Raw genomic sequence first — 25,308 nt, 5'->3', positions numbered from 1 at the left:
GATACCGAAGTGATTCAACGTATGTAACAGAGGGAGAAGCAGAACAATTTCCAGAGATTCTACAGAAGCTAAGAGGATTTGATCAATATAAAGAACTCTTTCCTTTGCCAGTTTCATCAATCTTAAAAAACCCTCGATATGTGAATGAAAAAAAGGTAACAGATCACTATGCAATAATTCCAACAGAGCAAGTTAGGGATCCTAAAAAGCTCTCTTCTGATGAGGAAAAAATTTATGACATGATTGTTAGAAGGCTAATCGCTGCCCATTATGAAAAGGCAATTTTTGATTATTCTACATTAACAACCCTTGTTGATGGACGTGCAGAATTTATAACAAAAGGGAAGCAGCAAATTCAAGAAGGCTGGCGTAAAGTCATCTATCAAAATGACAAGGATAAGGATGAGATTTTACCAAATCTTGAAAAGGGTGATTCCGGGCGTGTTGATATGGTGGAAACAAAGGAAGGAAAAACCCAGCCACCAAAACGATATACAGAAGGACAATTAATTACCTTAATGAAAACTGCTGGTAAATATCTTGATAATGATGAATTGGAAAAAGTACTAAGTAAGGTAGAAGGCTTAGGAACTGAAGCAACCAGAGCTGGAATTATTACAATGCTAAAAGATCGTAAATATATCGAAATAAAAAGAAATCAAGTATTTGCAACAGATAAAGCAAAAGTTCTTATTGAAGCAGTAGGAAATCATATTTTGGCTTCACCTGAAATGACAGCAAAATGGGAACAACGCTTATCAGAAATTGGAGAAGGTCAGGCATCTCCATCCGTTTTTATGGAACAGACAAAAAAATTGTCAACTAAAATAGTATCGGATGCTATAGAAATCTCTACAAGTTGGAGTTTTGAAGGTTTGAAAGTAGAATCAATTCAGAGAACATCTTCGAAATATTCTTTAGGAAAGAAAATAGGAAAATGTAAGTTCTGTGATGGAAATGTAGTTGACAAAGGAGAGTTCTACGGTTGTTCAAACTATAAAACAAATCAATGCAGATTTACAATTTCGAAAAAAATACTTGGTAAAAAAATCTCACAAACAAATGCTCAAAAATTGTTAAGTGAAGGTCAGTCCAATGTTATTAAAGGATTTAAAAAGGGTGATAAAACCTTTGATGCAAGACTTGAATGGAAGGATAACAAAGTACAATTTCTTTTTGAAGATACGAATGTAAAAAAATAGATTCGCATTTTGTCGCAAAAACATGTACAATTCTTTACAGTATGGTTAAAAGATTGTGTTCTAAAGCTATTATCGATATACTATTAAGTTGTATGTTTCTATATATTTTAAGTTAGTGAATTAAGAATTGCACTTTTAAAAGATTATAATAAGCGCAATTTGAAAGGAGAATTGCATAATGAATGAACAACAGCGTAAGGAAAGTACTCAAGTAAACCCATCGGACAAAAAATCCGAAAAGGACTACAGCCAGTATTTCCAAGCCGTATATATGCCGCCTTCTCTAAAAGATGCGAAGAAGCGTGGAAAAGAAGATGTAAAATATGATGGATTTTCGATTCCAGAAGAATTTAAAGGAATGGGACAAGGCCGTAAGTTTTATATTCGCACATATGGGTGTCAGATGAATGAACATGACACAGAGGTAATGGCAGGGATTTTCATGGCATTGGGCTATGAGCCAACAGACGGTGTTGAAGATGCAAGCGTTATTCTTCTAAACACATGTGCTATTCGTGAAAATGCAGAAAACAAAGTGTTTGGTGAATTAGGTCACTTAAAAACATTAAAAAAAGAAAGACCAGATCTTTTATTAGGTGTTTGCGGCTGTATGTCACAAGAGGAATCGGTTGTGAATCGTATTCTTAAGGTACATCCTTTTGTTGATATGATTTTTGGCACACATAATATTCATCGTTTACCACAAATTTTGAATGAAGCTTATCTTTCAAAAGAAATGGTTGTTGAAGTATGGTCAAAAGAGGGAGATGTTATTGAAAATCTTCCAAAAGTTCGTAAAGGTAACATTAAAGCGTGGGTTAATATTATGTATGGCTGTGACAAGTTCTGTACGTATTGTATCGTTCCTTATACACGTGGTAAAGAACGCAGCCGTCGTCCTGAAGAAATTATCCAGGAAGTACGCCATTTAGCTGCACAAGGCTATAAAGAAATTACGCTTCTTGGTCAAAACGTTAATGCGTACGGTAAGGATTTCGAGGATATGGAATTTGGATTAGGCGATTTAATGGATGAAATTCATAAAATTGACATTCCTCGTATTCGCTTTACTACAAGTCACCCTCGTGACTTTGATGATCATTTAATTGAAGTGTTAGCAAAAGGTGGAAACCTTCTGGATCATATTCACTTACCGGTTCAATCAGGTAGCTCTGAAATATTAAAAATTATGGCTCGTAAATATACACGTGAGAGCTATTTAGAGCTAGTTCGTAAAATTAAAGAAGCAATGCCTAACGCTTCTTTAACAACAGATATTATTGTTGGTTTCCCGAATGAAACGGAAGAACAATTTGAAGAAACACTATCCCTTTATCGTGAAGTTGAATTTGATAGTGCTTATACGTTCATTTACTCACCACGTGAAGGCACACCAGCAGCTAAAATGAAGGATAATGTACCAATGGAGGTTAAGAAAGAACGTCTCCAACGTTTAAACGCAGTTGTAAATGAAACCTCTGCAAAAAAATTAAAAGAATATGAAGGTCAAATTGTGAATGTTCTTGTAGAAGGTGAGAGCAAAAACAATCCAGATGTTCTTGCAGGCTACACAGAAAAAAGTAAGCTTGTAAACTTTAGAGCTCCGAAATCAGCAATTGGTAAAATTATTAAAGTTAAGATTATAAAAGCTAAAACATGGACGCTAGATGGAGAAATGGTAGAAGAAGCGGTTGAGGTGAATTAAGATGACAAAAGTATATACAAAAGACGATATCGTAGTAAAAGCTCGTGAACTTGCACAAATGATTTCAGAATCAAAAGAAGTTGATTTCTTTAAACGTGCGGAAGCTCAGCTAAATGATAATCAAAAAGTTCGTGAGATGATCGCAAGTATTAAAAGCTTACAAAAACAAGCAGTTAATTTTCAACACTATGGTAAACATGAAGCATTAAAGCAAGTAGAAGAGAAAATTGACAAAATTCAAGGTGAACTTGATGAAATTCCAATTATCCAGGAATTTAAAGATTCACAAATTGAAGTAAACGACTTACTTCAACTAGTTTCTCATACAATTTCTAATAAAGTAACAAATGAAATCATTACTTCAACTGGTGGTGACCTTTTAGCAGGTGAAACTGGTTCGAAAGTAAGAAGCTCTAAAGGCGGCAGCAGCTGTTCATAATTTAAACTTTGGCAATCGGTTAAAAGAACCGATTGCCTTTTTATGTGTCTTTCCTTTGCGATGAAATCACTCCAATTTTTATAATAAGAGGTTTGATAGATAGCTCTTAAATTAGTGAGGAAAAAATAAATATGGCTTTTAACACGCTTCGCAATGGCTATAACAGCAATTGATATTGCAAGTAATATAAGAATTTGTATAAAAATTTCATTGAAGAAGTGCATATCTTCCTCAGGTTTCACATAGATTTTTTTGAACACTCAACTAAATAATGACTTTTTTACTTTTCCCGTTAAACACGGAATAATAACATAGTTGAGAGTGAAGTATACATTTGTTTTACATGATAAAGGCGCTGGAAAGAAATTTAAGCAAATTTTTTTACTTACACATGCACCTTTTTACTTTTTTAGGCACATATTCTGTCAACCCAGCATACAATGTACTATACGTTACATGTATTGGCGTAACATGTCATAAATTCATTTAATTAATTAGCACATATGTTACTAGCCTAGCATAGGATTAAATGAAGATTCATTGAGGAGGGTATGCTCGAATGTCTGAATACAGAGAGATTATTACAAAAGCAGTTGTTGCAAAAGGACGTAAATTTTCACAATGTACACATACGATTTCACCATCGCAAAAACCTGCGAGCATTTTAGGTGGTTGGATTATTAACCATAACTATGATGCGCATAAGAAAGGTAAAACAGTTGAAGTTGAAGGTACTTATGATATTAATGTTTGGTATTCTTACAACGAAAACACAAAAACTGAAGTTGTTACAGAACGTGTAGATTATGTAGATGTGATTAAGCTTAGATATAAAGATGATAACTTTATTGATGATGAACATGAAGTAATTTGTAAGGCACTTCAACAACCAAACTGTTTAGAAGTAACAATTTCACCAAATGGAAATAAAATTATTGTTCAAGCGGAACGTGAACATCTTGCAGAGGTTATTGGTGAAACTAAAGTTTGTGTACACGTTAATCCAGAAGGCTGCGATGATGATGATTGTTGGGAAGAAGAATTAGAAGATGAGTTTGAAGACTTGAATCCTGAGTTTTTAGTTGGAGATGTAGAAGAGTAACTAGGGGGAAGCAACCTCCTAGTTTTTTTGTTTTCTCTTGAGCTTTTAAAATTAGAACAATAAAGATCATAATATATTAATGATTGTTACGAAAATTTCCAACCTCCTACTTTCACTAGAAATTGTCGATTTATGTTATAATGGAGGATATTGAAAAAAGGCTTACTTTCACCATAGATATAGATTTTACGGAATGGAAAATAACCTATATAGAACGTTAACAGTGGTATTGGAGGATAAACATGGCAACTTACACGCCAATGATACAGCAATATTTAAAGATTAAGGCAGATTATCAAGATGCCTTTTTATTTTTCCGTTTAGGAGATTTTTATGAAATGTTTTTTCAAGATGCTGTTAAGGCATCACAGGAATTAGAAATTACTTTAACGAGCCGTGATGGAGGCGGAGAAGAAAGAATACCAATGTGTGGGGTTCCTTATCATTCTGCTCCTAACTATATTGAACAATTGATTACAAAAGGTTATAAGGTTGCTATTTGCGAGCAAACGGAAGATCCGAAGCAGGCAAAAGGTGTAGTTCGAAGAGAAGTTGTTCAACTTATTACACCAGGTACTGTAATGGATGGAAAAGGAATTCAAGAAAAAGAGAACAATTATATTGCTTCCATAACCGAATTTGATTCTCAATTTGGTTTGGCATTAAGTGATCTAACAACGGGTGAAAACCTTGTCGCATATTGTTCAAGTTTTGATGATTTATTAAACGAAATCTATTCTGTAGGTGCAAAAGAAATAGTGATTCTAAATGATCTTCAAGAAAACTGGAAAAAGCAGCTTATAGATCGATGTCAAGCAACTTTATCCTATCAAATAGAATCATCAATTTCAGAACAGTTTTCTTCACTAGTTGAAGAAATAAACGATCAACGGCTGGTTACAACATTTGGTAGACTATTATCCTATTTAGAACGGACTCAAAAACGTAGTTTAGATCACTTGCAAAAACTAAAAGTGTATTATCTTCATGATGCGATGAAGATCGATCTTTTTTCAAAAAGAAATCTTGAACTAACAGAAACAATTCGTTCAAAAGGGAAAAAAGGTTCGCTTTTATGGTTGTTAGATGAAACAAAGACGGCAATGGGTGGAAGACTCTTAAAACAATGGGTAGACAAGCCACTTGTAGATAAGGTGAAAATCGAAAAGCGATTGTCAATGGTTGAAACTTTAATGGAACACTTTTTCGAACGAGAAGATCTAAGGCAATTATTAAAGGAAGTATATGATTTAGAGCGCCTAGCTGGTCGAGTAGCCTTTGGTAATGTAAATGCTAGAGACCTTATTCAACTTAAAAAATCGTTACAGCAGGTTCCAGCAATAGAAAGTCTATGTCAATCTTTACAAAGTGAGACATTTTCTGTAGAAAGGCTAGATTCTTGTGAGGATTTAACAAATTTATTAGAACGTTCGATAATTGAAAACCCACCTCTATCCGTTAAGGAAGGGAACATTATAAACGATGGTTATAACGAGCAATTAGATCAGTATCGTGATGCCAGCCGAAACGGAAAAACCTGGATTGCTCAGCTTGAACAGCAAGAGCGACAAAAAACAGGAATTAAGTCACTGAAGATTGGCTATAACAAAGTTTTTGGCTATTATATCGAAGTAACCAGAGCAAACCTTCACCTTTTAGAAGAAGGCATGTATGAGCGTAAGCAAACATTGTCTAATGCTGAACGCTTTATTACTCCAGCTCTAAAAGAAAAAGAGTCACTAATCTTAGAGGCAGAAGAAAAAATTGTAGAATTAGAATATCAATTATTTGTTGAAATTAGAGAAAAAATTAAACAATATATTCCTAGATTACAAGGCTTAGCTAAACGTCTTAGTGAATTAGATGTACTTCAGTGTTTTGCAACTGTAAGTGAAAATCGTCACTATTGCAAGCCTGCATTTTCTTTATCTAATGAACTATTTATTAAGAATGGCCGTCACCCAGTTGTAGAGAAAGTAATGGATACTCAGGAATACGTAGCAAATGATTGTTATTTTAACAATGAACGACATATGCTGCTTATCACAGGACCCAATATGTCAGGGAAAAGCACGTATATGCGTCAAATAGCTTTAACGTCAATACTAGCTCAAATAGGTTGCTATGTACCTGCTTCGAAAGCTGTTTTACCTATATTTGATCAAATTTTCACGCGCATTGGTGCAGCTGATGATCTAATATCAGGTCAAAGTACGTTTATGGTAGAAATGCTTGAAGCTAAAAATGCCATTGCTCATGCTACTTCTCAAAGCTTAATATTGTTTGATGAAATCGGCAGAGGAACTTCAACTTATGATGGTATGGCTCTAGCACAAGCTATTATTGAGCATATTCATGAAAAAATAGGCGCTAAAACATTATTCTCAACACACTATCATGAACTAACAGTTCTCGAAGAACAATTACAATCGTTAAAAAATATTCATGTAAAAGCCATTGAGGAAAATGGAAAAGTTGTGTTTTTACACAAAATTGAAGAAGGTGCAGCAGATAAAAGTTATGGAATACATGTAGCAGAACTTGCTGAACTCCCAAAATCTTTAATTGTACGTGCGAAAGAAATATTGAAGGATCTAGAAAAAGAGAATAAAGGTACAAATTCTGTCACACCTAAGAAGAGTGAAATGGTACAAGAAAAATCTTTTATAGATTCTCAGCTTTCTCTGTTCCCGGATGATGGACGACAACCTGCGACTAAAGTGCAAACTCTAACTAAGAAAGAACAAAATGTTGTTGATCAATTAAAATCTATGAATCTCTTAGAAATGACACCTCTTGATGCTATCAATGCACTATATCAATTGCAGAAAAAGGTAAAATAATATGCAAGAAGGCGGTGAGATGATTGGGAAAAATAATTCGCCTAGATGATATGTTATCCAATAAAATTGCAGCGGGAGAGGTCGTTGAACGACCTGCTTCTGTTGTGAAAGAGTTATTAGAGAATGCAATAGATGCAAACAGTACGATTGTGGAAATTGATATTGAGGAAGCTGGTTTAAGTAAGATTAGAATTGTTGACAATGGTGATGGAATTGAACCTGATGATTGTCTAAATGCTTTCCACCGTCATGCCACAAGTAAAATAAAAGATGAAAATGACCTTTTTCGCATTCGGACTCTCGGCTTTAGAGGAGAGGCGCTACCTAGTATTGCATCGGTCTCGCTGCTTGATATGAAAACAAGTACAGGAGAAGGCGCAGGATCAAATCTGATTTTATCGGGTGGGAAAATTGAAAAACATGAATCAACCTCAAGTAGAAAAGGAACGGATATCACTGTTAGAAATCTCTTTTTCAATACACCAGCCAGGTTGAAATACATGAAAACTGTTCATACGGAATTAGGAAATATTACGGACATTGTGAACCGAATCGCACTTGCACATCCAGAGGTTTCCATACGCTTAATTCATAATGGTAAGAAGCTTCTTCACACGAATGGAAATGGGGATGTCCGCCAGGTTTTGGCTTCAATCTATGGACTTTCCATTGCAAAAAAAATGAAAAAGTTAACGTTAGAGTCGTTGGATTTTGAAGTAAATGGCTATGTTGCTTTACCTGAAATAACAAGAGCTTCTCGTACCTATATATCAACGATCATTAATGGCCGATTTATAAAAAATTATTCTCTTGTTAAGGCTATTCAGCATGGATATCATACATTGCTTCCAATTGGACGCTTTCCCATTGTGTTTTTAGAAATAAAAATGGATCCATTATTAGTTGATGTGAATGTTCATCCATCAAAACTTGAGGTGAGGTTAAGTAAGGAAGCAGAATTAAATGAACTTATTACAAATGGAATTAAAGATGTGTTAAAAAAACAGCAGCTTATACCGTCCGTAGAATCTCCTAAAATGACAAAAGTGAAGTCAAATGATGAGCAGCAACAGTTTACCTTCGATCATAGTAGCGAGGTTGTTGAAAAGACATCAGCTATTCAACAACCATCCATTATACAGAATACACCAATATTAGATAATGAAGAAGAACAGCTTTATAATAAAATGGATGCTAGTTGGCAACATCAAGATCAAATAGATCAAGAATCTCATCATGTAATTGAAACAAGAACAATTCATCATGAAGAAGAGGTTTTTGAAGAAAACCTTTCTTATGATGATAAACAAGAACAAGAACAACAACAAGAACAACAACAAGAACAACAACAAGAACAACAACAAGAACGAGTACCTGTCTTATATCCGATTGGTCAAATGCATGGAACATATATATTAGCTCAAAATGATCGAGGGCTTTTTATCATAGATCAACATGCTGCCCAAGAGCGGATTAAATATGAATTCTTTAAAGAAAAAGTTGGAGAGGTTCACTCGGAGGTTCAAGAGCTTCTGGTGCCTCTAACATTTGAATACTCTACAGATGAAACAATGATTATTGAAGAACATCTAAATACATTAGCACAAGTGGGTATATTTCTTGAGCCTTTTGGTCGGAATAGTTACATTGTAAGATCGCATCCACAGTGGTTTCCTATAGGAGAAGAAAAGGATACAATTGAGGAAATCATTCAGCAGGTACTCGATGAAAAGAAGATAAATATTAAGAAACTCCGTGAAGAAGCAGCGATTATGATGAGTTGCAAAGCTTCCATCAAAGCGAATCATCACTTACGGAATGATGAGATTTTTGCATTGCTTGAAACGTTAAGAAAAACAACTGATCCATTTACTTGTCCTCATGGAAGACCAATTATTGTTCATTATTCAACTTATGAAATGGAGAAGATGTTTAAACGAGTAATGTAAAAAACATAAGAAATAATATGAACTGGAGAAACAGTCCTCTTTTTAGAGGGCTTTTTCCTTTTAGGGAGAAACCTCTGAAAATAATAATATTATGTAAACAAGAATACTTCGTAATTTAAAGTCTTATATAATATTGTTGTTTACATTGTTTAAAACATTGTGCAAAAATAAATACTAATAGAATGTTTACAATTATATTAAAAAGGTAACAATAATCTGGTGTTCATATCATACACATGATAAGATGATGAACGTAGAATCTATTTGATGTGAAAGAGTGGTTGTTTTTGAATAGAAAGAAAATCGTCGTCATCATTGGTCCAACAGCAGTTGGAAAAACGAAGCTTAGCATTGACCTCGCCCACCGATTAAATGGTGAAATTATTAGTGGGGATTCAATGCAAATTTATAAAGGCATGGACATTGGAACAGCCAAAATAAATGTAGATGAGATGGAGGGTATCCCTCATCATCTTATAGATATTAAAAATCCAGATGACGATTTTTCAGTAGCTGAATTTCAAGGAAAAGTCAGACCCTTAATTGATGACATTACTATAGCAAACAAAATGCCAATGATTGTTGGAGGGACAGGCTTATACATACAATCTGTTTTATATGATTATCAGTTTACTGAATCTCCATCAGATCCTGAATTTAGGAAGAAGCTTGAAGAAGACCTAAAAGTTAATGGTGAACATGCCATACATCAATTATTAGTTGATGTTGATCCGGAGTCTGCTATTAAAATCCATCCAAATAATACAAGAAGAGTTATTAGAGCCTTAGAAATTTTTCATTGTACCGGTGTGACGATGGCAGAGCATCTGAAACAACAGGAAAGCCAACTTTTGTATGATGTAGCCTTAGTTGGTTTAACAATGGACAGAGATATTCTATATGCCAGGATTAACGAACGTGTTGATTCTATGATCAAACAAGGACTCATTGAGGAAGTTAAGCAGCTGTATGATATTGGCATACGTGATACACAGGCAATAAAAGCAATAGGCTACAAAGAAATTTATGATTACCTTGATGGTTTAACAACACTTGAAGATGCAATAATCCAATTAAAGCAGAATTCAAGAAGATATGCTAAACGTCAGTTAACATGGTTTCGAAATAAAATGGATGTTAAATGGTTTAATATGACCCCACCTATAAATCATGAACAAAAGGTGGATGAAATTTTTACATACATAGCAGGAAAGCTGAAACTTTAATCGAATTAAAAGGTATAGATAAAAGAGGAGGACGAAACATGAAGCAATCAATTAATATTCAAGATCAATTTCTTAATCAACTTCGTAAGGATGGAACTTTTGTAACTGTTTTTTTATTAAATGGATTCCAATTAAGGGGCCTTGTTAAGGGCTTTGATAACTTTACAGTATTGTTAGAAACAGAGGGTAAGCAACAGCTTATTTACAAACATGCTATCTCAACATTTTCACCACAAAAAAACATACAAATAGAACTAGAGCAATAAAAGTAAGGGAGTTGATGAAAAAACATCAACTCCCTTTATTTTTTGAAATTTATCATTTAAATAGATCTCAAGGTTTTATTTTATGGAAAACTGAATATAGATAAAGGAATGGATATTTCTTGGGAAAGCGCAGAAACCAACAAAATTCCTCTTTTTTTGCGTTTGCCATTTGGACAATTTCATTCCATAGTCAAATTTTTAAAAAGCTCACGTATACTAAGTAACAGATAGTGAGGTGAAGGTCTTTGGAACGTGATCAAGCATTCACATATAAAACAAATGGACAAATAAATATAATTTTAAACAATCAATCAAAAGAAAAAGTGGAAGTCAGCTCCTCTTCATATGACTTGAAAATTCCTAAGGTAGAGGTCAAGCACGCGATTTTAAAGGAAATTGAGGAAGAAATGGGCTCACTTGTCGGGATGAATGAAATGAAGAGAATGATAAAAGAAATTTACGCTTGGATTTTTATAAATAAAAAGCGTGAAGAACAGGGGTTAAAAGTAGGAAAGCAAGCACTTCACATGATGTTTAAAGGAAATCCTGGTACAGGAAAAACAACTGTTGCAAGATTAGTTGGAAAACTTTTTTTTCAAATGAATGTTTTATCAAAAGGACATCTTATTGAAGCAGAAAGGGCAGATCTCGTTGGAGAATATATTGGGCATACTGCACAAAAAACTCGTGATTTAATTAAGAAAGCACTTGGTGGGATATTATTTATTGATGAAGCCTATTCTCTTGCAAGAGGAGGAGAAAAAGACTTTGGTAAGGAAGCAATTGATACATTGGTCAAACATATGGAAGATAAGCAACATGATTTTGTATTAATATTAGCCGGATACCCACGTGAAATGGAAAACTTTTTGTCTTTAAACCCAGGACTTTTATCAAGGTTTCCACTTGTTGTAGATTTTCCTGATTATTCTGTGGACGACTTAATGGATATTTCGGAACTTATGATGTCAGAACGAGAATACCGATTTCACCAAGATGCAGAGATCAAACTCAAAGAACATTTAATGGCTGTTAAAACGGAAACACATCCATCAAAGTTTAGTAACGGTCGCTATGTTCGGAACATAATTGAAAAGTCTATCCGTTCTCAAGCGATGAGGTTATTACTAACGGACAGATATAATCGAGAAGATCTTCTAACAATAAAAAGCCAAGATTTGGTATTAAATGAACATAAAAGTAATTGAAGTTAAAGTTGTTTTTTATTGAGACGACTTTCAAGACATTGCCCCCATTTTAATTAATTGGGGGCTTTTGTTCTTATTAATATTTTTTAGAGGCGCTAGCCGTTCTTTTTTTATATTTTTATCATACATCATATATCAGGTTATTATTTGCACTGTCTGTTCAATTTCGGGACAGTTTTTTCGATATGGAGGTAATGATGAAAATAAAACTAATTCTTTTACTCGTTTTAACAGGGGTCTTATTAGGGATTTGTATTGTCTTTATTAAGCCAGACGCCGGAGGAACATCTAAAGAAGTAACAACAAGTGAAATCAAAGAAGATTATAAAACCTTTACTTATGTTATTACAAAAGTTGATGGTAATGAATATCATGGAAAATCAACAGATGGGAAAACTAAAATACAATTTAATAGCGAGAATATTAAACATCCTTTAACAGAAAAACTTGAAGTGAAAGACAAGATTGTGGCTTATGTAGAATCTGAAAATCATATTAATGGGATTGTTAAAATCGAAAAAATTGAAAATGAAAAATAGATTTCTTCTATTTCTAAAACAAAAAAGGTACTTGCACAGTACCATTCAATAAACAAATATATTTACGATAGTCAATTGATGACTATCGTTTTATGTTTTCCTTTAAGCTGCTAATTCCATTGTGATTAAAGAGCATGATATAAATATATTTTATTTTTATTTTTCATAAGGTTCGTATTTACGATCAGGAACAGCTTCTTCAGAGAATGTGGTTGTTGTTTCTACGGATTGATTTAAGTTATTTTTGGTTGGCTGTAGGTTTGTCATATCAGAAGGGGTTATGGGATTGTCTGTTTTTTTATTGAAAAATCCTTTTCCATTTTCAGGATTGGAAATAATTCCTAATGTAACAAGAATACCTAAAACAGATGTGACATAAGTTTCCCAACTTGTTAGATCAATTTGTAGGCCTAAATCTTTAAATACCATATATAAAAGAGAAGCAATAGATGTCCATAAACCATAATTTCTCCACTTCATTATAATCACACCTTTCTTTTTGTAGCTATCATATAAAGTATTCTTGATTAATCAATCGGTGAGAGCATTCATGATATTTAGCAGAAAAAAATTAATAAATAATAATTGATTTCAGAAATCTTAACATGTATTCCCTCTAAATTAACTGAATAAAAATAAGTTAGAGTTTGTAGAGAATGGGAATAATAATCATTAGAAATCTATATACAATAAAAAATTCTAAACCATAACTTTCAGGTTCATTATGAATTTATTTGTATAAATATAGAGTCATATAAAAATAGCATTAAACCAGTAATCTTCAATCGAAAAAAGCTATAAAAAACAATATTGGAAACGATTTCAAAAACACCCTCTAAATGTTAGAATACAAACTATAAGAGGGAGTGATTAGGATGTGTGATAACAAATTATTTTTAGAACAGCTAAAATACCTTGTTGAAAATAACTTGTCACTTAACGAATCTGTCATTAATCAATTGGTGGAAAAATACGATAAAAATCCATTTTTAATAGTTCAACTATATCAAATAATTAAAAATAACGAAGCAATTTTACCATTCTTCCAAGATATTGAATCTGCAATTTATGATTATATTATTAACGAAGAAATGACTAACGAAAAAACCTATTATGGAGCAACGTTATATGTTGCAGACATGTTTGATACAACTCAAACTTACATAAAATGTAAAGTTAGTCGATCAAGAGAAGAACTTCAGGAAATCAGCTAAAATTAAAAAAGGCAACTCCATTAAAGTTGCCTTTTTCTATATTTATCCTGAGATTGTTTCATTGTTTGTTGATGGTTTGAAACTTCGGTTTGGCAAACGCCACTTATATGTATAAGACAGAACTCTAAGTAATACAATTAATCCAAAAAGAATATAAAGTTCGAAGGGCTCGTTAACAAGCTTAAAGCCAATTAAAAATCCTGCAATAATTGCCCAAAAGGCATAAATTTCTGCACGAAGTACTAGTGGCTTACGTCCTGCAAGGATGTCCCGGACAATTCCTCCACCACTACCTGTTAATACTGCTGCAACGATTACTGCACTAATAGGGTGATTCATGTTAACCGCATATAAAGCACCTTGTATGGCAAATGCGGAAAGACCGATTGCGTCAGTAAAATTCCCCCATTTTTCCCAATGTTGTAATAATCGATTAGGAAATAAAAAAACAATCGTCATAGCAAAAAGGGCTACCTGAAAAAGCACTCCTTGTTCCCATAAGGCACTGACTGGGACACCAATAAGTAAATTTCGAATTGCACCACCGCCAAATGCCGTGACAATACCTAAAATATATACTCCTAATATATCATACTCTTCTTCCATTGCTACAATTGCGCCGCTAATCGCAAAAGCAATTGTTCCAATAATACTTAAAACGTCCCAAGTCAAAATAATTCCCCCAGTTGTATTAATTCAGCCGAAATAATTGTATATGTAACCTCCCTAAAGGTCAATTCTATTTTTTAGTATGCTGCTGCTTGCATGCAGGTGGAAAAGAATATTATAGGTCCAAAACTGTTTATACTAGGTCTATAACAGAAATAATTAGAGAATTACAGTAATGTTTGATATGATTAAAGTGCTAAAAATAGCGTAAGGGAAGGGTTTTTTATTGAATAATACATTGGATGTACTAAAAGAAAAGGTAATATTAGTTGGTTGTCAGCTTCAAACAATACTTGACGAACATTTCCATTACTCAATGGAGGAGTTAGCTTCATTAACGAAAACAGCTAATGGTGAAGTACTTAGCCAAATGACACAGAAAAGGGAGAGGCCACATCCCGCTACATACATAGGTAAAGGAAAAGTAGATGAATTATTGAGTTTAGTTGAGGAATTTAGTCCAGATATTGTTGTTTTTAATGATGAATTATCACCAAGTCAATTAAGAAATTTATCATCAATAGTAGATGTGCGAATTATAGATCGTACTCAACTGATTTTAGATATATTTGCTCAACGTGCTAAATCAAAAGAAGGTAAGCTTCAGGTAGAGCTTGCACAACTACAATACCTGCTCCCGAGATTAACTGGACAAGGTATTGCTTTATCACGTCAAGGGGGAGGTATTGGTACAAGAGGGCCAGGGGAGACTCAATTAGAGACAGATCGTCGTCACATTCGAAATCGTATTAATGAAATAAAACAGCAGTTATCAACTGTAGTTAGACACAGAAGCAGATATCGTGAACGTCGTAAGAAAAACCAAGCATTTCAAATTGCTTTGGTAGGATATACAAATGCAGGGAAATCAACGATATTTAATCGATTAACAACAGCAGGTACTTTTGAAGAAGATTTATTATTTGCAACATTAGATCCTATGACAAGAAAAGTATTGTTACCATCAACATATCAAGCTCTTATCACAGATACTGTAGGTTTTATTCAAGATTTACCGACAACTCTTGTAGCAGCGTTTCGATCCACACTTGAAGAAGTAAAAGAAGCGGATCTTATTCTTCACGTTGTTGACAGCTCAAATGAAGACTACGCAAATCATGAAAAGACTGTATATAAGCTTCTTGAACAATTGGATGTAACTGATATACCAATTTTGACCGTTTATAATAAAAAAGATCAGACTCCGGAATCATTCGTACCATCCCCGACGGAGGATTATTTAACAATTTCTGCTTTTTCTGAAGAAGATTTAAAAATGTTGATGAATAAGGTGGAGAAAATTGCAAAAAAAGAAATGAAACATTATTCCATCCACCTACCAGCAAATGAAGGTAGATTAATTTCGCAATTGAAAACTGAATCTCTTATTGAACACTTAGAATTTATCGAAGAGAAAGAAATGTATGAAATCGAAGGGTTTGTTCTCCCGACACATGCTATAAATGGACAGCTAGATAGGTATAACGGAGAGGGTAATAAACATGTTTAAGTTATTAAAAAATGGGGCAGCTATTGCCCCAATTGTTGAAAATGCTGAACAAAAAATATCTAAGATTCATGACCAAATTGATTTTATCAGTGAGGTAAACCAATTTAAGGTGCTAAAAAGCTTTCAGAAGCATCGAATTAGTGACTCACACTTTATTCCATCAACAGGTTATGGATATGATGATATTGGCAGAGACACCTTAGAAGAAGTGTATGCAGATGTGTTTGGGGGGGAGGCTGGCTTAGTAAGATCACAAATTATCTCTGGAACGCATGCTATTTCAATCGCTCTTTTCGGAGTTTTAAGACCAGGTGATGAACTTCTATATATAACAGGAAAACCATATGATACACTCGAAGAGATAGTAGGTATCAGAGGTAGCGGTATTGGTTCACTTAAAGAATTTAATATAGATTACAATACTGTGGACCTTAACGGAGATGGTACTGTAAGTTTTGAAGCTGTAAAAAACGCCATTTCACCTAAAACAAAAATGATTGGTATTCAACGATCTAAAGGGTATGCAACAAGGCCTTCATTTACAATATCAGATATTAAAGAAATGATAAATTTTGTTAAATCTATTAAAGAAGATATTGTCATTTTCGTTGATAACTGCTATGGTGAATTTGTGGAAGAATTGGAGCCATGTCATATTGGAGCTGACCTAATTGCAGGGTCATTAATTAAAAATCCAGGCGGTGGACTTGCAAAAACAGGAGGCTATTTAGTCGGCAAAAAAGAACTTATAGAGGCGTGTTCGTACAGAATGACTTCACCTGGTATTGGAGCAGAGGCTGGTGCTTCACTATACAGCCTTCAGGAAATGTATCAAGGGTTCTTTTTGGCACCGCATGTTGTGGGCCAAGCGTTAAAAGGTGCAGTATTTACTTCAGCTTTTTTGGAAGAAATTGGTTTGAAAACAAGTCCTAAGTGGAACAGTATAAGAACTGATTTGATTCAATCTGTACAATTTGACGACCCAAACCTGATGGTTGCTTTTTGCCAAGCAATTCAGTACGCCTCACCAATAAATTCCCATGTTACACCATATCCTAACTATATGCCTGGATATGAAGATGATGTCATTATGGCAGCAGGTACTTTTGTTCAAGGAGCTAGCATTGAACTTACCGCAGATGGGCCACTAAGAGAGCCGTACGTTGCATACGTTCAAGGTGGCCTAACATACACGCATGTAAAAATAGCTGTTTGTAGTGCTGTTGATTCTCTAATTGAGCAAAAGTTAATTTCAATAGATAGATAATTACCATATAGAAAGTAATTATCCTATGTTATGTAACCTTACACATGATTGACACATAATATTACATAAGTTATAATGAGATTAGTTAATTAAAAGGAGCGAATAACATGAGTGATAACATACGACGCTCAATGCCCCTATTTCCTATCGGAATTGTTATGCAGCTCACAGATCTGTCTGCAAGACAAATTCGTTATTATGAAGAGAATGAACTTATTTTTCCAGCTCGAACTGAAAGCAATAGAAGATTGTTTTCGTTTAATGATGTTGACAAGTTATTGGAGATTCGTAATTTAATTGAACAAGGTGTCAACTTGGCTGGAATTAAAGAGATTTTCTCGCGTAACAGTACACATAATGAAGAGAAAGAAGAGCAACATAAAACTGTTGAAAAACCTGATTTGAGTGATGCTGAATTACGTAAGCTCTTAAAATCTGAGCTTATGCAGGCAGGACGCTTTAATCGTCCAACATTAAGGCAAGGGGACATGACAAGGTTCTTTCATTGATTTGGTTAGTATTAAATTGAATATAAAACTTTTTTGAAATAGGAGAGGAGATTTTCAAGTGGCTAAATATTCAAGAGAAGATATTGTAAGTTTAGTAAAAGAAAACAATGTAAAATATATCCGTCTACAATTCACAGATATTTTGGGAACTATTAAAAACGTAGAGATTCCTGTAAGCCAATTAGATAAAGCTCTTGATAATAAAATGATGTTCGATGGATCTTCAATTGAAGGTTTCGTTCGAATCGAAGAGTCTGATATGTACTTATATCCTGATATTGATACATTCGTTATCTTCCCTTGGACAGCAGAAAAAGGAAAAGTTGCACGATTCATCTGTGATATTTATAATCCAGATGGCACTCCATTTGCTGGTGATCCACGTAATAACCTACGACGTCTTCTTTCTGAGATGGAAGAACTAGGGTTTACAGATTTCAATTTAGGGCCTGAGCCAGAATTCTTCTTATTTAAATTAGACGAAAAAGGCGAACCAACATTAGAATTAAATGATAATGGTGGATATTTCGACTTAGCACCAACTGACTTAGGTGAAAACTGCCGCCGTGATATCGTTCTAGAACTTGAAGAAATGGGATTTGAAATCGAGGCATCTCACCATGAGGTAGCTCCTGGTCAGCATGAAATTGATTTTAAATATGCTTCTGCAATTAAAGCATGTGACGATATTCAAACATTTAAATTAGTTGTTAAAACAATTGCACGCAAGCATGGATTACATGCTACATTTATGCCAAAACCATTGTTTGGTGTAAACGGATCTGGTATGCACTGTAACTTATCATTATTTAGTAATGGTGAGAATGCATTCTTAGATACAAACGCTGAACTGCAATTAAGTGATACTGCTAGACAATTTATTGCTGGTGTAATCAAACATGCCCCTGCATTTACAGCAGTAACAAACCCAACTGTAAACTCTTATAAACGACTTGTACCAGGTTATGAGGCGCCATGTTATGTGGCTTGGTCTGCACAAAACAGAAGTCCTTTAATTCGTATCCCTGCTTCACGTGGGTTAAGTACACGTGTAGAAGTACGCAGTGTTGACCCTGCAGCAAATCCGTACCTAGCTATGAGTGTTCTTTTAGCTGCTGGTCTTGATGGTATTAAAAATAAGCTTCAAGCTCCAAAACCTATTGATCGTAACATTTATGTTATGTCAAAGGAAGAGCGTGTTGAAAATGGTATCGTAGACCTACCAGCAACACTAGCTCAAGCTCTAGACTTGTTAAAAGCTGATAGCACAATGAAGCATGCTTTAGGTGAACATTTATTTGAGCACTTTATTGAAGCAAAAGAAATAGAGTGGGATATGTTCAGAACTCAAGTACACCCATGGGAAAGAGAACAATACATGTCAATGTATTAATAGAAAAAAACTTAACACAAATTTGTGTTAAGTTTTTTTATTTACAAATAAAAAGCTTGCCTGATTAGGCAAGCTTAATGAACCGTGCGGTAAACTCCAATTACTTTTCCTAGTATACTCACATTTCGAAGAATTATAGGTTCCATTGTTGAATTTTCTGGCTGTAAGCGAATGTAGTCTTTTTCTTTGAAAAATCTTTTACAAGTTGCCTCATCATCCTCTGTCATAGCCACAACAATATCACCATTGTTAGCCGTTTGCTGTTGTCGGACAATTACTAAATCACCGTCTAATATTCCAGCTTCTATCATACTTTCACCCATAATTTCTAGCATAAAAACATGTTCATCTTCTGAAATATATCGATCTGGGAGCGGAAAGTACTCTTCCACATTTTCAATAGCTGTAATTGGAAGACCTGCTGTTACTTTTCCGATTACTGGAACATTAATAACATTGCTCTTTGGAATATGAAGAGTCTCTTCTTCCTCTAAAATTTCAATAGCTCTTGGTTTCGTAGGATCTCTTCTAATTAATCCTTTTGACTCTAATCTAGCTAAATGGCCGTGTACTGTTGAGCTTGAAGCTAAACCCACAGCTTCTCCAATTTCACGTACTGAAGGTGGATACCCCTTTTTTTGGACCTCATCTTTAATAAAAGTTAATATATCTTGTTGCCTTTTTGATAGTTTCGTCATCCTCTGTGACACCTCGGATCCTCTAATTTATGTTTATTATAGCATCATTTACCTTTATATACAAACATAAGTTCGAGAAAAACGCTTGACTGGAACATTCGTTCGTATTATACTAATTTCAACAAATACGAACAAATATTCCTATGAGGTGTGTAATATGAAAAAAGAATCTTTTACATATGTAGTATCATTTTTTCTAGTCCTTTTTGCAATTACACTAGCAATAACGTATACTGGTGAACCAGAAAGTTTGGATAAGTATCATCAAGTAGAGATTCAAGAGGGTGACAGCCTTTGGTCAATTGCTGATGAGTTTAATGTAAAAAGCCAGATTTCAAAACAAGAGTTTGTAAAGTGGGTACAGGATAAAAACGGCATTCACTCCAATGTTATTAAGCCAGGTGAATTTGTTTTTGTACCTGTTGAAAAGGATGAAATCTATCAAATTGAACAAATTGCTAGTAAGTAGAGGATGATCTAATAATGAAGGCAGTTGTTTATTGTAGAGTAAGTACAGAGAAGGATAGTCAAGACTCATCAATTGATAGGCAAAAAGAGGAGCTATTAAGGTTGGCTTCGCTACATAATATTGAAGTTATAAAGATAATAGAGGAAAGACATAGTGGATATGACATAGACCGTGATGGAATTATTGAAGCTCTATCAATATTAAAAGAAAAGAAGGCATCTATATTATTAGTTCAAGATGATACAAGATTGGGACGGGGTCACGCAAAAATAGCCCTTTTGCATGAAATAAGAAAAATGAAAGCTGAGATTTTCACTCTTAATGAACGTGGAGAGCCTGAACTGTCCGAAACAGATGAAATGGTACTGAGTATTCTTGCAACTATTGAAGAATTCCAACGGAAGCTTGTTAATTACAAAATTAGAAGAGGCATGAACCGGGCAATAGAGAATGGTTACAATCCTCTTAAAAATTTAAAAAACATCGATAAGGGAGGGGGCCGTGAGAAGATTGATTTACCAATCGAAGAGATTCTTAAGTTAAGGAAGAAAAACCTAACATTTGGAGAAATTGCTTCAACTCTTAGGGGATTAGGGTTTCAAGTTAGTAAGGCTACAGTACACAGAAGATACCAAGAATATATTGATGAAAATGATCTACAGAATCTTGAAAGGTAAATTATTGGTGAAAAAATATGTTTTAAAGTTGTTATTTTCTCCTCTATTTAGTAATATGTCATTTGTATCATTTAAAAGACTTTAAAGTAATATTATAGTTAATCTCTTTGAGGTTAGCTGTAGATTGAAGTCTATATGGTTTAAGAGAGGAGTTTATAAAACATGTTACCGAAACTTAAGATCGATCGAATAAATGAATTATCCAAAAAAGCAAAGTCAGTAGGACTAACTGATAAAGAAAAGCAAGAACAACAATCTCTTCGAAATGAGTATTTACAAGTGTTTCGATCATCTATGAAAAACACTTTAAAGGGAGTAACAGTTGTTGATCCGAATGGTAACGATGTAACCCCGCAAAAGCTGAAAAATGAGAGAAGTAAAGATCTACATTAAAAGGGAATAAATCAATGATTTATTCCCTTTTTGTTGGAAGTGAATATGGCATTCTTATTTAAGTAATGATAGGCTTCGAATGTTCGACAAAAATAGTGTCTTCTCTCTCCAGTTTAAGACAATAATTGCTTCTCTGTTCTTTTATAATAAGAGAAATAGTATGGTTGAGGAGAGTGAAATAGTGAGACACTATTATATTTACTTAATAGAAGAAGAATTTGCAAGTCACTACTTTGGTCGTGAGTCTAAAATCTACCATCTGTTTCAAGATTTTCACTGGACAATTGCCCGTTCTGAACATGAAAACACACTAGAGAAGCAAATTAATTATATAACTAAGCCTATTCCAATGTTATTTATTCATCAATTATTAGGAACTCATTTAGCAAAGCGTTCGGATTATCAAGTGTTCCAAAATATCCATAAAATTGAGTTAAAAGGAAATCTTGGTAATGCAACATTAATAGTGAAAAATCGTCATCTTGAGCTTTCTTCTGATGGAAGTTATGAGGCAGAAACTATATTTTTCGAAGTGTTAAGAAAATTTGATCCTTGTTTTTTAGCAATGGACTTAAAAGGTGAAAGATATGGGTGGCTAAACCCAATAAAAGAAAGAAATTTTGGATAAAATATAAAGAAATTATAGTGCAAATGTTGTATAATATCAAAGGATTTAGTACACTGTAAAATAGACAACACGAAGGAGGAAATACAATGCAATTATGGGTTGTTATTCTAGTAGGCATTCTAGCTTTACTTGCTGGAGTTGCACTAGGATTTTTCATTGCGCGTAAATATATGATGAATTACCTGAAGAAAAATCCACCAATTAACGAACAAATGCTAAAAATGATGATGATGCAAATGGGACAAAAACCATCCCAAAAGAAAATCAATCAAATGATGTCACAGATGAATAAGATGCAAAAGTAACAAACGTTGATATAGCAAGGTTTTAAGCGATTTACAGATTGAAATCCTAAGTAGAAAAACTGTTATTGGTGAATCTTTCTTCGGGATTTTTAATATAAACTGCTTAATCTTTCTTACATAACGTAGAAGACCATTTTTTCTGATGAAAAATTCAGGAAGGGTGGTCTTTTTTTATGCTTATTTAAAAGATGTTTTATCGGAGTATTTCTACCACTGTCAGGCGAAGGGATATACCCTAAAACAATGAAAAATAAAAATCAGGAGTAAAGCAACTTAAGCAGTTTCTTGTCGATAAATAGATTAAACATAGAGAAATTGAATTAAATGAGAATGGCTTTTTAGAGGAATGTCATAAAAAGCAATTGTTGCCCAAAGGGATTACTTTGTCACCTTCTCACACAGCGTAATGACAATAAACAAGGCAATGCAGAAACAGTTATGAAGCATTATGTGAACACAAACATAGTAAACTCTGTAGATGCTAACAGAAAGATACCACAATTGATTGTTGCACCAAACTAAAACAGAGGACAGTCAATATCCTGGCAATCACGTTTAAAAATCCTTGCAGAAGAAATAGCAAGTATCTCACTTCTTATGTTGAAGGACAAGGTGAAGGGATTGACAGAAGAGTCGTTGATCTGATTCAGGTTGATATCGACATGAGATGTTTGTAGAGCTAAAGATACAGCAGAAACAAACGATGATGGAACAGCTAGGCTCGAGGTTGTTGTTTATGATTTAAACACTAGGAGCTATGTAACAGATACATTTGGAAAATTAAATGTGAAGGAAGTGGTTATTTGAATAACAGAAGCTACTAAAATTGCAATTGAAAGATTAGCGAAGTATGGGATTGAAGCCGGATTATGATGTTACAAATGATTATGAAGTCCCTCTTATTTCTATGATAAATGCTTTGGTTAAAGCTATTGAAGATAGAAAACTGAAGTAGATAGGTTCTGTGTTTTACAGATTGTAGAAATATATGGTAATATTTTCGTGGTTGATAGATTTCAAATTGAAGGGAGAAGACCATGAAAAAAATAATATTATCAATGTTTACAGTATTGGTTGCATTAACATTAACAGTAAATACTGCTAGTGCTAGTAGTTACACTGATGCTGCAAATTTAGGTGAGGTACTTAAAACAAAGTTATCTAGCTTCAATTCCACAATTAACTCGGGTGACATATCTTTAATTGATGATCAGTATGATTCATTTTCTAATGATATTAAGAAGACTGAAAGAGCAATTGGAAAGACTTCAGGAAAATCCAACAGAGATGCTTTGAATAATAAATATGTGAAGCCAGCGAAGGTTGCAAGAGAACGTGTTATCTATGAAGTGTCTCAATATAGATTAATGAAAGTAATAAATGACTCACTTACAGCAAACAGAGTTGATATAGCAAATAGTGACTTTGCAAAACTTGAAAGATTAGAAAAAAGAGCAGTTGAAATTAAAGAAGCTGGTGGGTATGAGCAGTTACCTGCTAAAGTGAGCAATGGACTATCTAAAATAAAAAGTGATATTGTTGACAAATTAAACGAACTTAATAATAGAAATTCTAGAAAGAATCCAGCAGGAATTGGTGAAACATTACTTGTTGAAAAAGATGATTGGTTAGACGGTCATGTTAAATATGAGGTTGAACTAACAGATGTTATCACAGGTGATGAAGCATTAACTTTGGTAAAAGAAGCAAACATGTATAATGATTCACCAGATGCCGGTATGAAATACGTGTTAGCTAAGTTTAGAATAAAAGTTCTTGAATTAGAAAAAGAACCATATGATATAAATCATGCTAAATTTAAAGCTGTTAGTGGAAGTGGAGTAACGTATGATGACTGGATTTCTATTGCTGGTCTTGAACCAGACTTAAGAAACGATTTGTATGAAGGTGCAGAACATGAAGGTTGGACATATTTCATGGTAGATGAAAATGATGAACCTTTAGTTGTATTTAATCAAGGTTGGGATGATGAAGTTTGGTTTGACATAAGTAATTAAGTAGAAATAACCCCTTTCCTGATTTGGTAGGGGTTATTTTGTTTACTCCAATTACAATTATTTTACATCCTAATTTGTTACAATTGTTTTGAGGTGTATTTAAATGTTTATATCGCCAATGTTGTTACACAAATCTGATCATCCTTTTGAAGATGATTTTATATAACTGAGTTAAAATTAGATGGTGTTAGTATACTTTGGACTAAGTTTAATGACAAGGTACGTATTTACACTCGACACAATAATGATTAACTATTTTAAGAGGATATTATGTCCATTAAATGGGTATAGATTCTCTTTTTTAAATATATTAAAACAGTTATATGAAGCTTAAAAAATATGTCAACTATGTTTACTCTAGTATGACAAATCTAAATTGGAGGACAAAAAAACGTAAAATAATAGGATGGTCATTAAAGGAAATTAAGGTGGAAAGTACATGAAGGTTCAAGAGATATATTTAGAATCCTAATAGCAAGAGATACATACTCATTGATGGAGAAGGAATACCGGTTAAAAGCAACTCTCTATAACAATAGAGACCATAGTAGCATAACGAAATCTTACGTCAAAAACAAACACAATCACCTACTGCAAAACAAATAAAACGTGAAATGAACGAAAATAACAAAGACGCTCTTATGGAGTCATTGAAACGAAAAATTCGCAAGATATAAGACGAAAACAAACAACTTAGAGAACAGTTAAAAGTAGCCTACGCAGAGGTATATAAAAAATTTTAGTTTATGCCCAGAACATTGCTCTCCCTCCCTGCTTATTCAATTAACAGGCTAGAGTGTTGAAGATCAATTTGTTGAGACTGTGAAGAGTTATACTTAAACTAACGGAGCATTAATATTTAACATGAAACAACTAAATGAGTTAGAAAAAATGGTATAATTAGGTAAAGATTCGAAAGGAAGTTTTGTTCAACTAATGAAATTGTGGAACAGATAAAAATGCAAATCAATATTCTGGTAGGGTTTTATTATAGGGGGATTCATTTGCAATTTATTAAAAATATATTTTTTACTTTATCTGGTTTAGTTTTAACAGTCATTTTCTGTGAAAATAAATTA

The 25,308-nt window shown here is 33.7% G+C and carries 24 protein-coding genes and 2 pseudogenes; 23 read left to right on the top strand and 3 right to left on the bottom strand.

Translation table 11 applies throughout. The features are described from left to right. Window positions 1–5 precede the first annotated feature (5 nt). The 10 genes and pseudogenes from COD11_RS12605 to COD11_RS12560 form a co-directional block, all read left to right on the top strand. A pseudogene (locus COD11_RS12605) lies at window positions 6–1,202 on the top strand (type IA DNA topoisomerase); the annotation flags it as partial. A gap of 178 nt (window positions 1,203–1,380) precedes the next feature. Further along, window positions 1,381–2,907, top strand: coding sequence for a tRNA (N6-isopentenyl adenosine(37)-C2)-methylthiotransferase MiaB (miaB, locus tag COD11_RS12600; protein ID WP_098797265.1), 1,527 nt, complete (start codon window positions 1,381–1,383; stop codon window positions 2,905–2,907). 1 nt (window position 2,908) lies between these two features. Continuing rightward, a complete protein-coding gene (gene ricA / locus COD11_RS12595; RefSeq protein ID WP_098797264.1) occupies window positions 2,909–3,346 on the top strand; it encodes a regulatory iron-sulfur-containing complex subunit RicA in 438 nt (145 codons plus the stop codon). Window positions 3,347–3,905: 559 nt separating this feature from the next. Further along, window positions 3,906–4,448 carry an outer spore coat protein CotE gene (locus tag COD11_RS12590; RefSeq protein WP_098797263.1) on the top strand — a complete coding sequence of 181 codons (543 nt, stop codon included), beginning with the start codon at window positions 3,906–3,908 and terminating at the stop codon, window positions 4,446–4,448. 242 nt (window positions 4,449–4,690) lie between these two features. Beyond that, window positions 4,691–7,291, top strand: coding sequence for a DNA mismatch repair protein MutS (gene mutS / locus COD11_RS12585; RefSeq protein ID WP_098797262.1), 2,601 nt, complete (start codon window positions 4,691–4,693; stop codon window positions 7,289–7,291). 23 nt (window positions 7,292–7,314) lie between these two features. Next, entirely contained in the window at window positions 7,315–9,240 is a 1,926-nt protein-coding gene (mutL, locus tag COD11_RS12580) for a DNA mismatch repair endonuclease MutL (RefSeq protein ID WP_098797261.1), read from the top strand. A gap of 287 nt (window positions 9,241–9,527) precedes the next feature. Continuing rightward, window positions 9,528–10,466 carry a tRNA (adenosine(37)-N6)-dimethylallyltransferase MiaA gene (gene miaA, locus COD11_RS12575; RefSeq protein WP_098797260.1) on the top strand — a complete coding sequence of 313 codons (939 nt, stop codon included), beginning with the start codon at window positions 9,528–9,530 and terminating at the stop codon, window positions 10,464–10,466. 38 nt (window positions 10,467–10,504) lie between these two features. Next, window positions 10,505–10,732 (top strand): RNA chaperone Hfq, encoded by a 228-nt coding sequence (gene hfq, locus COD11_RS12570; RefSeq protein ID WP_098797259.1) that lies wholly within the window; start codon window positions 10,505–10,507, stop codon window positions 10,730–10,732. Window positions 10,733–10,977: 245 nt separating this feature from the next. Then, window positions 10,978–11,940 carry a stage V sporulation protein K gene (gene spoVK / locus COD11_RS12565; RefSeq protein ID WP_098797258.1) on the top strand — a complete coding sequence of 321 codons (963 nt, stop codon included), beginning with the start codon at window positions 10,978–10,980 and terminating at the stop codon, window positions 11,938–11,940. Window positions 11,941–12,137: 197 nt separating this feature from the next. Next, the gene (locus tag COD11_RS12560) at window positions 12,138–12,479 is read left to right on the top strand and encodes a hypothetical protein (protein WP_098797257.1); all 342 of its coding nucleotides are present in this window, start codon (window positions 12,138–12,140) and stop codon (window positions 12,477–12,479) included. 156 nt (window positions 12,480–12,635) lie between these two features. Here the strand turns inward: COD11_RS12560 and COD11_RS26850 are convergent, their stop codons facing one another. After that, the gene (locus tag COD11_RS26850; RefSeq protein ID WP_176551067.1) at window positions 12,636–12,959 is read right to left on the bottom strand and encodes a hypothetical protein; all 324 of its coding nucleotides are present in this window, start codon (window positions 12,957–12,959) and stop codon (window positions 12,636–12,638) included. A 395-nt stretch (window positions 12,960–13,354) separates the two neighbouring features. Between COD11_RS26850 and COD11_RS12550 the strand changes: the two genes are divergently transcribed. Then, window positions 13,355–13,693, top strand: a complete 339-nt coding sequence (locus tag COD11_RS12550; protein WP_098797256.1) for a hypothetical protein — start codon at window positions 13,355–13,357, stop codon at window positions 13,691–13,693. A gap of 42 nt (window positions 13,694–13,735) precedes the next feature. Here the strand turns inward: COD11_RS12550 and COD11_RS12545 are convergent, their stop codons facing one another. Then, complete coding sequence (locus tag COD11_RS12545) at window positions 13,736–14,365, bottom strand: trimeric intracellular cation channel family protein (RefSeq protein ID WP_098797255.1); 630 nt, start codon at window positions 14,363–14,365, stop codon at window positions 13,736–13,738. A gap of 223 nt (window positions 14,366–14,588) precedes the next feature. On the opposite strand from COD11_RS12545, the gene hflX reads away from it, so the two are divergent. The 4 genes from hflX (at window position 14,589) to glnA (ending at window position 19,041) form a co-directional block, all read left to right on the top strand. Beyond that, the gene (gene hflX / locus COD11_RS12540) at window positions 14,589–15,872 is read left to right on the top strand and encodes a GTPase HflX (RefSeq protein WP_231309495.1); all 1,284 of its coding nucleotides are present in this window, start codon (window positions 14,589–14,591) and stop codon (window positions 15,870–15,872) included. Then, window positions 15,865–17,139, top strand: coding sequence for a methionine gamma-lyase family protein (locus COD11_RS12535; RefSeq protein ID WP_098797254.1), 1,275 nt, complete (start codon window positions 15,865–15,867; stop codon window positions 17,137–17,139). The genes hflX and COD11_RS12535 overlap by 8 nt, the downstream gene beginning before the upstream one ends. Window positions 17,140–17,246: 107 nt before the next feature. Further along, window positions 17,247–17,648, top strand: a complete 402-nt coding sequence (locus COD11_RS12530; protein ID WP_098797253.1) for a MerR family transcriptional regulator — start codon at window positions 17,247–17,249, stop codon at window positions 17,646–17,648. 58 nt (window positions 17,649–17,706) lie between these two features. Beyond that, window positions 17,707–19,041 carry a type I glutamate--ammonia ligase gene (gene glnA / locus COD11_RS12525; RefSeq protein WP_098797252.1) on the top strand — a complete coding sequence of 445 codons (1,335 nt, stop codon included), beginning with the start codon at window positions 17,707–17,709 and terminating at the stop codon, window positions 19,039–19,041. 74 nt (window positions 19,042–19,115) lie between these two features. On the opposite strand, the gene lexA is transcribed toward glnA, so the two are convergent. After that, window positions 19,116–19,739, bottom strand: coding sequence for a transcriptional repressor LexA (lexA, locus tag COD11_RS12520; RefSeq protein WP_098797251.1), 624 nt, complete (start codon window positions 19,737–19,739; stop codon window positions 19,116–19,118). A 157-nt stretch (window positions 19,740–19,896) separates the two neighbouring features. Between lexA and yneA the strand changes: the two genes are divergently transcribed. From yneA to COD11_RS27510, 8 genes and pseudogenes are all read left to right on the top strand, one after another. Beyond that, window positions 19,897–20,208, top strand: coding sequence for a cell division suppressor protein YneA (yneA, locus tag COD11_RS12515; protein ID WP_098797250.1), 312 nt, complete (start codon window positions 19,897–19,899; stop codon window positions 20,206–20,208). A gap of 14 nt (window positions 20,209–20,222) precedes the next feature. Next, window positions 20,223–20,885, top strand: a complete 663-nt coding sequence (locus tag COD11_RS12510) for a YneB family resolvase-like protein (protein ID WP_098797249.1) — start codon at window positions 20,223–20,225, stop codon at window positions 20,883–20,885. A 162-nt stretch (window positions 20,886–21,047) separates the two neighbouring features. Next, window positions 21,048–21,278 (top strand): DUF896 domain-containing protein, encoded by a 231-nt coding sequence (locus COD11_RS12505; RefSeq protein ID WP_098797248.1) that lies wholly within the window; start codon window positions 21,048–21,050, stop codon window positions 21,276–21,278. Between the two features lie 160 nt (window positions 21,279–21,438). Next, a complete protein-coding gene (sirA, locus tag COD11_RS12500; RefSeq protein ID WP_442920021.1) occupies window positions 21,439–21,906 on the top strand; it encodes a sporulation inhibitor of replication protein SirA in 468 nt (155 codons plus the stop codon). Window positions 21,907–21,992: 86 nt separating this feature from the next. Further along, on the top strand, window positions 21,993–22,211 hold the full coding sequence (locus COD11_RS12495; RefSeq protein WP_098797247.1) for a YneF family protein: 219 nt from the start codon (window positions 21,993–21,995) through the stop codon (window positions 22,209–22,211). A 351-nt stretch (window positions 22,212–22,562) separates the two neighbouring features. Continuing rightward, the gene (locus COD11_RS28005) at window positions 22,563–22,733 is read left to right on the top strand and encodes a Gp37-like protein (protein ID WP_369689279.1); all 171 of its coding nucleotides are present in this window, start codon (window positions 22,563–22,565) and stop codon (window positions 22,731–22,733) included. 515 nt (window positions 22,734–23,248) lie between these two features. Next, window positions 23,249–24,229, top strand: a complete 981-nt coding sequence (locus COD11_RS12490) for a hypothetical protein (protein WP_098797246.1) — start codon at window positions 23,249–23,251, stop codon at window positions 24,227–24,229. Window positions 24,230–24,745: 516 nt separating this feature from the next. Continuing rightward, window positions 24,746–24,972, top strand: a pseudogene (locus COD11_RS27510) (DUF6262 family protein); the annotation flags it as partial. Between the last annotated feature and the right edge of the window lie 336 nt (window positions 24,973–25,308).

The organism is Bacillus sp. AFS040349, from assembly GCF_002577655.1.
GTDB lineage: Bacteria > Bacillota > Bacilli > Bacillales > Bacillaceae > Metabacillus.
Note: the sequence above shows the minus strand (reverse complement) of the source record. Positions and strands in the feature narration are given on the sequence as shown.